The organism is Arthrobacter sp. Hiyo1 (assembly GCF_001263615.2).
Taxonomy (GTDB): Bacteria; Actinomycetota; Actinomycetes; order Actinomycetales; family Micrococcaceae; genus Arthrobacter.
This window is the reverse complement of the sequence record NZ_DF952469.1, coordinates 114,859-121,472: the sequence shown is the minus strand read 5'-3', so window position 1 is coordinate 121,472 and position 6,614 is coordinate 114,859. Positions and strand designations below refer to the sequence as shown.

Genomic DNA, 6,614 nt, shown 5'->3' with positions numbered 1-6,614 from the left:
GAAGGCGGTCTGCCGCAAAAGTACGACGCCGACGGCAACGTGGCGATCGCATCCTCACCTAAGGAAGTGCGCACCTTCAACGGGGCGGACTATGTCCTGGAGGAATCCCTGACACCCGATTTCGGACTGGTCCACGCCTGGAAGGGGGACCGTCACGGGAACCTCGTCTTCCACGCGACGGCTATGAACTTCAATCCACTGTGTGCCATGGCGGCCCGGATCACCATCGCCGAGGTCGAAGAGCTTGTGGAACCCGGCGAACTCGATCCGCAACATATCCACACCCCGGGCATCTTCGTCCAGCGGGTCGTGGTTGCACCGGACACGGAGAAACGCATCGAAAAGCGGACCGTCGCGTTGACCGGCAAGACAGGAGCGTAGCCATGGAATCGAACATCACCCAGGATGTGCCGCCGCGTCCCGAGGCCGTCAGGCACGAGTACCGCCGCGCCGGCGCCGAGCACCACGAGGGCAAGGGCTGGACGCGGAACGAACTCGCTGCCCGCGTAGCCCGCGAACTCACCAACGGGCAATACGTCAACCTGGGGATCGGCATGCCCACCCTGATCCCCAACTACATCCCCGAGGCGTCGAGGTGATCCTGCATTCCGAGAACGGGATACTGGGCGTCGGCCCCTACCCGGCCGAGGACGCCGTGGACCCGGACCTGATCAACGCCGGCAAGGAAACGGTCACAGTCAACGCGGGCGCCGCGTTCTTTGACTCGGCTACCTCGTTCGGCATGATCCGCGGGGGCCATGTGGATGTCGCCGTGCTGGGAGCCATGGAGGTCGCGGCCAACGGGGACCTGGCCAATTGGATGATCCCCGGCAAAATGGTCAAGGGCATGGGCGGCGCCATGGACCTGGTCTTCGGCGCCAAACGGGTGATCGTGATGATGGAGCACGTGGACCGCAACGGCAAGCCCAAGATCGTCAAGGAATGCTCGTTGCCCGTCACGGGGAAAGGCTGCGTGGACCGGATCATCACCGACCTCGCCGTGATCGACGTCGTCTCCGAAGGCGGGGCCTCGAGGCTCGTGCTGCGCGAGCTGGCACCGAATGTCTCGGCCGAGGACGTGGCGGCAGCGACCGGCGTCGAGCTCTTCGAAGAGGACCAGGAGCTGACTGTATGACGGCGGACGCTGAACCCCGCGTGGTCGAGCAGCGGGGGATGTACTTCGACGAACTCGAGGAAGGCGTTGTGTACGCCCACCGGCCCGGGCGGACCGTCACCGAAACGGACAACGTCCTGTTCACCACGTTGACCATGAACACCCAGGCCCTCCACCTGGACGCGGCGTGGAGCGCCAAACAGCCCTTCGGGCAGAGGCTCATGAACTCGATGTTCACGCTGTCCACCATGGTGGGACAGTCCGTCACCCAGCTGACCCAGGGCACCATCATTGCCCAACTGGGCCTCACGGACGTCTCCTTCCCGCACCCCCTCTACCACGGCGACACCCTCTACACAGAGACGGTCATCATCGGGAAACGGGAGTCGTCGTCGCGTCCCGGGCAAGGCGTGGTGACCATGAAACATACCGGCCGCAACCAGGACGGCACGGTTGTGGCACTGGCGACGCGGGCCTGCCTCATGTGGAGCCGGACAGCGCATCTGGAGGCGCAACAGGGGACAATCAATACATGACCTTCACCATGGGCCCCGCTTTGCTTTTCTGCCCCGCCGACCGTTCGGAACGGTTCCAAAAGGCCGCTGAACGTTCCGACGCCGTGATCGTGGACCTCGAGGACGCCGTTGCGCCCGCAGACAAGAAGCGGGCCAGGGGCGCGATCCTCGCCCAGCTCGGCTCAGGCGGCGAGACCGCCGAGCTCGACCCCAGCCGCACGATTGTGCGCGTCAATCCGGTGGGCACCCCGGACTTCGAGAAGGATCTGCACTGCCTGGCGCATACTCCTTACCGCACCATCATGCTGGCCAAGGCCGAGACCGCCGAACAGTTGAAAGCACTCGAGGGATACCACGTCATCGCCCTGTGCGAGACGGCCAAGGGAATCGTCAACGCGGCTGAGATCGCCCAGGCTCCCAACGTCGTCGGGCTCATGTGGGGCGCCGAGGATTTGATCGCCTCGATGGGCGGCACCTCCAGCCGCAAGGACGATGGCGGCTACCGAGCCGTCGCAACGCACTCCCGGTCCACCGTGCTGCTGGCGGCCAAAGCCGCAGGCAAGGAGGCCATCGACTCGGTCTACGTCGACATTCCCGATCTTGCGGGGCTGGCCGTGGAATCCGCCGACGCCGTGGCCAGCGGATTCGGTGCCAAGGCCTGCATCCACCCGAACCAGGTCGCCGTTGTCCGCGAAGCGTATGCACCGTCGCCCGAAGCCGTCGCAGTGGCGCGGGAACTGCTTGACGCTGCGGCTGCGGCCGGAACCGGTGTGTTCCAGCACAAGGGCAAAATGGTGGACGGTCCCATCCTGAAACACGCCGAATCCACGCTGCGCAGGGCCCGGCTTTCCTGAAGGGTCGCCCCGGGTCTATTGACCGCGCCGTCGTGGCTTCGGCAGCGACAACGGGGCGATGACCTCGTAGAGCTCCATCCGGATCCAGCGCTGACCCGTTTCCCGGAACTCGGCCCTCGTGGCGAAGCGGTACAGGAAGCTGCGGGCCCGCACCCAACGCGGCCGGTCGCCGTCGAACGGGTCCTGGCGCAACAAGCGCAAGGTGGGCGGATCGGCGTCGAGCAGCTTGCCCAGGAACGCGTAGAACCATTCCTCGTGCACAGTGCGCAAGGGCAGGAACCACATCAGCCAGTCGAGGCGCAAGTGGTAGGGCGCCCATTGCCGGGGGAGCGGCGGACGTCGCCGGGCTTGCCCTTGAAGCCGTATTCGCGCCAATCTGCCTCGTCGACGGGAACGTCTGCCTGGGTGCCTTCCACCACGATTTCCACGCGGTGCCGCGTCACCGTGCCGAACGCCCCGTACGTGTTGACCAACTGCCATCGGTTGAAGCTCGCGTTCATGAGCTGCCCGCGCGAGAGCAGGTTGCGGATGGGCCAATAGCTGAGCACCAGGAGGAGCACCGTCACCGCGAGCACGACGGCGAGCCACCACACCGGGGTCTGCGGAACCGCCGCTGCCGGGTTGGTCCGTTGCGGGATGAAAGGCAGCACAGCGTGGGCAACCGGGTCGCTCACCGCAGCGAAGGCGAGCACGATCGCGGACCAATTGAGCCACGCGAAGTTTCCGCTCCCCACCAGCCAAAGCTGCGTGAAGACCACAATTCCTGCGGCGATGGTGGCCAGCGGCTGCGGGGCGAACAGGAAGAACGGCACCACCAGCTGGGCGAAGTGGTTGCCGAGCACCTCCATGCGGTGCATCGCTTTGGGCAGGAGATGCGCCTGGCGGCTCAACGGTCCGGGCATGGGCTGGGTTTCGTGGTGGTAGTACAGGGCGGTTAAATCACGCCACTCGCTTCCGCCATGGATCTTGATCATGCCGGCGCCGAATTCCAGCCTGAAGAGCAACCACACGAGCAGGACGAGGATGGTCCTGGGCGGGGGGACCTGGTCCGAACCGAGGAAGCCGACGGTGAAGCCCATTTCCAGCAGCAGCATCTCCCAACCGAAGCCGTAGAAGGTCTGGCCGACGTTGACGATCGACATGTAGAGCAACCACAAGGCCAGGAACGCGGCCAAGGGAAGCCACGGCGGGCCAAGCTGCGGCAGCCCGCCCACGAGTGTCAGGGACACGGCAAGTCCTGCGGCGCACACGGCGCGGAGCAACGTGTCCGAGTACTTCCAGCGGAACAGGCTGGGCCTGCGCAAGACCCTGTGGCCGTCCACATACCTCGGGACAGGCAGGAGCCCATGTTCGCCAAGGAGTGCGGGAAACTGGTTGAGGCTGGACAGGAACGCGATGAAATAGAGCGCGGCCGTGCCGCGCTGGAGCACCTGCCGGGCGAATTCATAGTCCGGCGCCTCGAACCACGAGACCCAGTCCACAAACCAACGCTACGCCTGGGGTGCGGGATACTTAAGCAATGCAGCCGCGCAAGATCATCCTCCTCGGGTCCACTGGTTCAATCGGCACTCAAGCGATTGACGTCGTCGACGCCGCCCCCCACCTGTTTGAGGTCGTGGCGCTGAGCGCGGGTGGCGGGAACCTGGAACTCATCGCGCAGCAGGCAGTCCACACCAAGGCACAGGCAGTCGGCATCGCCTACGGCGACGCCCACGAACTCCACAGACTCATCGGCGCTGCCGCCTCCGCCGCCGGACTCCGGAACTACGATCCGGCGATCATCACGGGGCCGGATGCGTCCACCAAGATTGCCGCGATCGAAGCGGACGTCGTACTCAACGGCATCACGGGGTCCATCGGGCTGGCGCCCACGCTGGCAGCACTCAAGTCGGGCGCCATCCTGGCCTTGGCGAACAAGGAATCCCTCATCGTGGGCGGTGCCCTGGTGAAGGCCGCTGCCGCCGTTGACCAGATCGTGCCCGTGGATTCCGAGCACTCGGCCATCGCCCAATGCCTCCGCGCAGGAACCGACAAAGAGGTTGGGAAACTCATCCTGACGGCGTCCGGCGGACCTTTCCGGGGCCGCAGCCGGGAGCAACTCCGCAACGTCACCCCGGCCGAGGCCCTTGCGCACCCCACGTGGGACATGGGCCTCATGGTCACCACCAACTCGGCCAGCCTCGTCAACAAAGGCCTGGAGGTCATCGAAGCGCACCTGCTGTTCGACGTCCCGTTGGACAGGATCGACGTCGTGGTGCACCCGCAATCCGTGGTGCACTCGATGGTGGAGTTCGTGGACGGCTCCATCGTTGCCCAGGCTTCTCCGCCGGACATGCGACTGCCCATCGCCCTCGGCCTCGGGTGGCCGGACCGCGTGCCCGGCGCCGCCAAGGCCTGCGACTGGACCAAGGCCACCAGTTGGACGTTCGAGCCCCTCGACTCGGTGGCTTTCCCGGCCGTGGAACTGGCCAAGGACGCCGCGAAGCAGGGGAGCACGTTTCCAGCGGTCTTCAACGCGGCCAACGAGGAAGCGGTGGAAGCCTTCCACGCCGGGAGGATCCGCTTCACCGACATCGTGGACACGGTGGAGTCCGTCCTCAGCGAACATTCAGGATCCTTGGAGCTGACGGTGGACTCGGTGTTGGATGCTGAGAGGTGGGCACGCACGCGCACCCATGATCGTTTAGCCAACAGCACCCTTTAGGAAGCAGTACTTAAGGCATGAATCCCGTCATTCTGTTCATTCTCGGAGTCGTCTTCGTCGCGATCGGCGTGGCCGTCTCCATTGCGCTGCACGAGGTGGGGCACTTGCTTCCCGCCAAGCTCTTCAAGGTGCGCGTCACGAAGTACATGATCGGGTTCGGTCCTACCCTGTGGTCCACGCGGAGAGGCGAGACCGAATACGGCGTCAAAGCGATCCCGCTGGGCGGCTACGTCGCCATGATCGGCATGTACCCGCCCAACAAGGAGGATGGCAGCGTCAGGCCGTCCAGCACCGGCATGTTCCAGACACTCGCCACCGAAGCCCGGTCCGCGGCGCACGAGGAAGTGGGCCCCGGCGACGAGAACAGGGTCTTCTACAGGCTGCCGGTCTGGAAAAAGGTCATCATTATGCTGGGTGGGCCGGCCATGAACCTGCTCATCGGCCTGGTGCTGACAGCGGTGCTGCTCATGGGCTTCGGAGTGTCCACCGCCACCACCACCATCGCCGAGGTGTCAAAGTGCCAAGTCAAGGCCGGCGAAACCGTCGATCCAAACTCGCCGAACTGCCAACTGACCCCGGCCGCGGTGGCCAAGCTCCAGCCGAACGACGTTGTCACCAGCTTTGACGGCAAGCCCGTGACGAGCTGGGCCGAGATGAGCGGCTGGATCCGGGCATCCGCCGGCAAGTCCGTGCAAATCACCGTGGACCGTGGCGGCAAGAGCGTCACCACGCAGGTTACCCCGGTGCTGTCCGCACGCCCCGTCATCGCCGACAACGGCCAGCAGGCCAAGGGCTCGGACGGCAAGCCGCTGTACGAGGAGGTCGGGTTCCTCGGCATCGGTGCGCAAACCGCCATGGTGCCCCAACCGGCGTCGACCGTTCTTCCGATGGCCGGCGAGAACATCAAGCAGATCGCCGGAGTCATCCTCAACCTCCCCGCCAGGGTAGTCGGAGTAGCGCAAGCGGCTTTCGGCTCCGAACCGCGCGATCCCAATGGCCCCATCAGCGTCGTCGGCGTTGGCCGGGTGGCCGGTGAAGTGGCTGCCATGGATCAGGTTCCGCTGCAATCGCGCGTCAGCGCCCTCGTGGGGCTCCTCGCAGGACTGAACTTCGCCCTCGCCGTCTTCAACCTGGTTCCGCTCCTGCCGCTCGACGGCGGACACGTGGCGGGCGCGCTCTACGAGGGAGCCCGGCGTCGAATCGCCAAGCTGTTCGGCAAACCGGATCCCGGCGCTTTCGACATCGCCAAGCTCCTGCCGCTCACCTACGTCGTGGCGAGCGTCCTCATGGCCATGAGCGCGCTGCTGATCTACGCAGACATCGTCAAGCCCGTCAACCTCTTCGGCTGATCCGGATTGGGCTGGGGGGATAGGCTATCCATATGACTGTTTTCGCTGTTGAGTACGTTTACGACGCCGAGTCCGCCG

5 protein-coding genes and 2 pseudogenes are annotated in these 6,614 nt (G+C 65.2%); 6 read left to right on the top strand and 1 reads right to left on the bottom strand.

The features are described from left to right. The 4 genes and pseudogenes from AHiyo1_RS05195 to AHiyo1_RS05180 form a co-directional block, all read left to right on the top strand. On the top strand, positions 1 to 381 hold a 381-nt coding region (locus AHiyo1_RS05195; RefSeq protein WP_148667474.1), incomplete at its 5' end, for a CoA transferase subunit A. Between the two features lie 2 nt (positions 382 to 383). Beyond that, positions 384 to 1,135, top strand: a pseudogene (locus AHiyo1_RS05190) (CoA transferase subunit B). Beyond that, positions 1,132 to 1,650 carry a MaoC family dehydratase gene (locus AHiyo1_RS05185; protein WP_059387831.1) on the top strand — a complete coding sequence of 173 codons (519 nt, stop codon included), beginning with the start codon at positions 1,132 to 1,134 and terminating at the stop codon, positions 1,648 to 1,650. The pseudogene AHiyo1_RS05190 and the gene AHiyo1_RS05185 overlap by 4 nt, the downstream one beginning before the upstream one ends. Continuing rightward, a complete protein-coding gene (locus tag AHiyo1_RS05180) occupies positions 1,647 to 2,483 on the top strand; it encodes an HpcH/HpaI aldolase/citrate lyase family protein (protein ID WP_059387830.1) in 837 nt (278 codons plus the stop codon). The genes AHiyo1_RS05185 and AHiyo1_RS05180 overlap by 4 nt, the downstream gene beginning before the upstream one ends. A gap of 15 nt (positions 2,484 to 2,498) precedes the next feature. On the opposite strand, the pseudogene AHiyo1_RS05175 reads toward AHiyo1_RS05180, so the two are convergent. Further along, a pseudogene (locus tag AHiyo1_RS05175) lies at positions 2,499 to 3,964 on the bottom strand (lipase maturation factor family protein). 38 nt (positions 3,965 to 4,002) lie between these two features. Here AHiyo1_RS05175 and dxr point away from each other — a divergent pair. After that, a complete protein-coding gene (dxr, locus tag AHiyo1_RS05170) occupies positions 4,003 to 5,187 on the top strand; it encodes a 1-deoxy-D-xylulose-5-phosphate reductoisomerase (protein WP_059387829.1) in 1,185 nt (394 codons plus the stop codon). Between the two features lie 17 nt (positions 5,188 to 5,204). Next, positions 5,205 to 6,536, top strand: coding sequence for a M50 family metallopeptidase (locus AHiyo1_RS05165; RefSeq protein WP_059387828.1), 1,332 nt, complete (start codon positions 5,205 to 5,207; stop codon positions 6,534 to 6,536). Positions 6,537 to 6,614 lie beyond the last annotated feature (78 nt).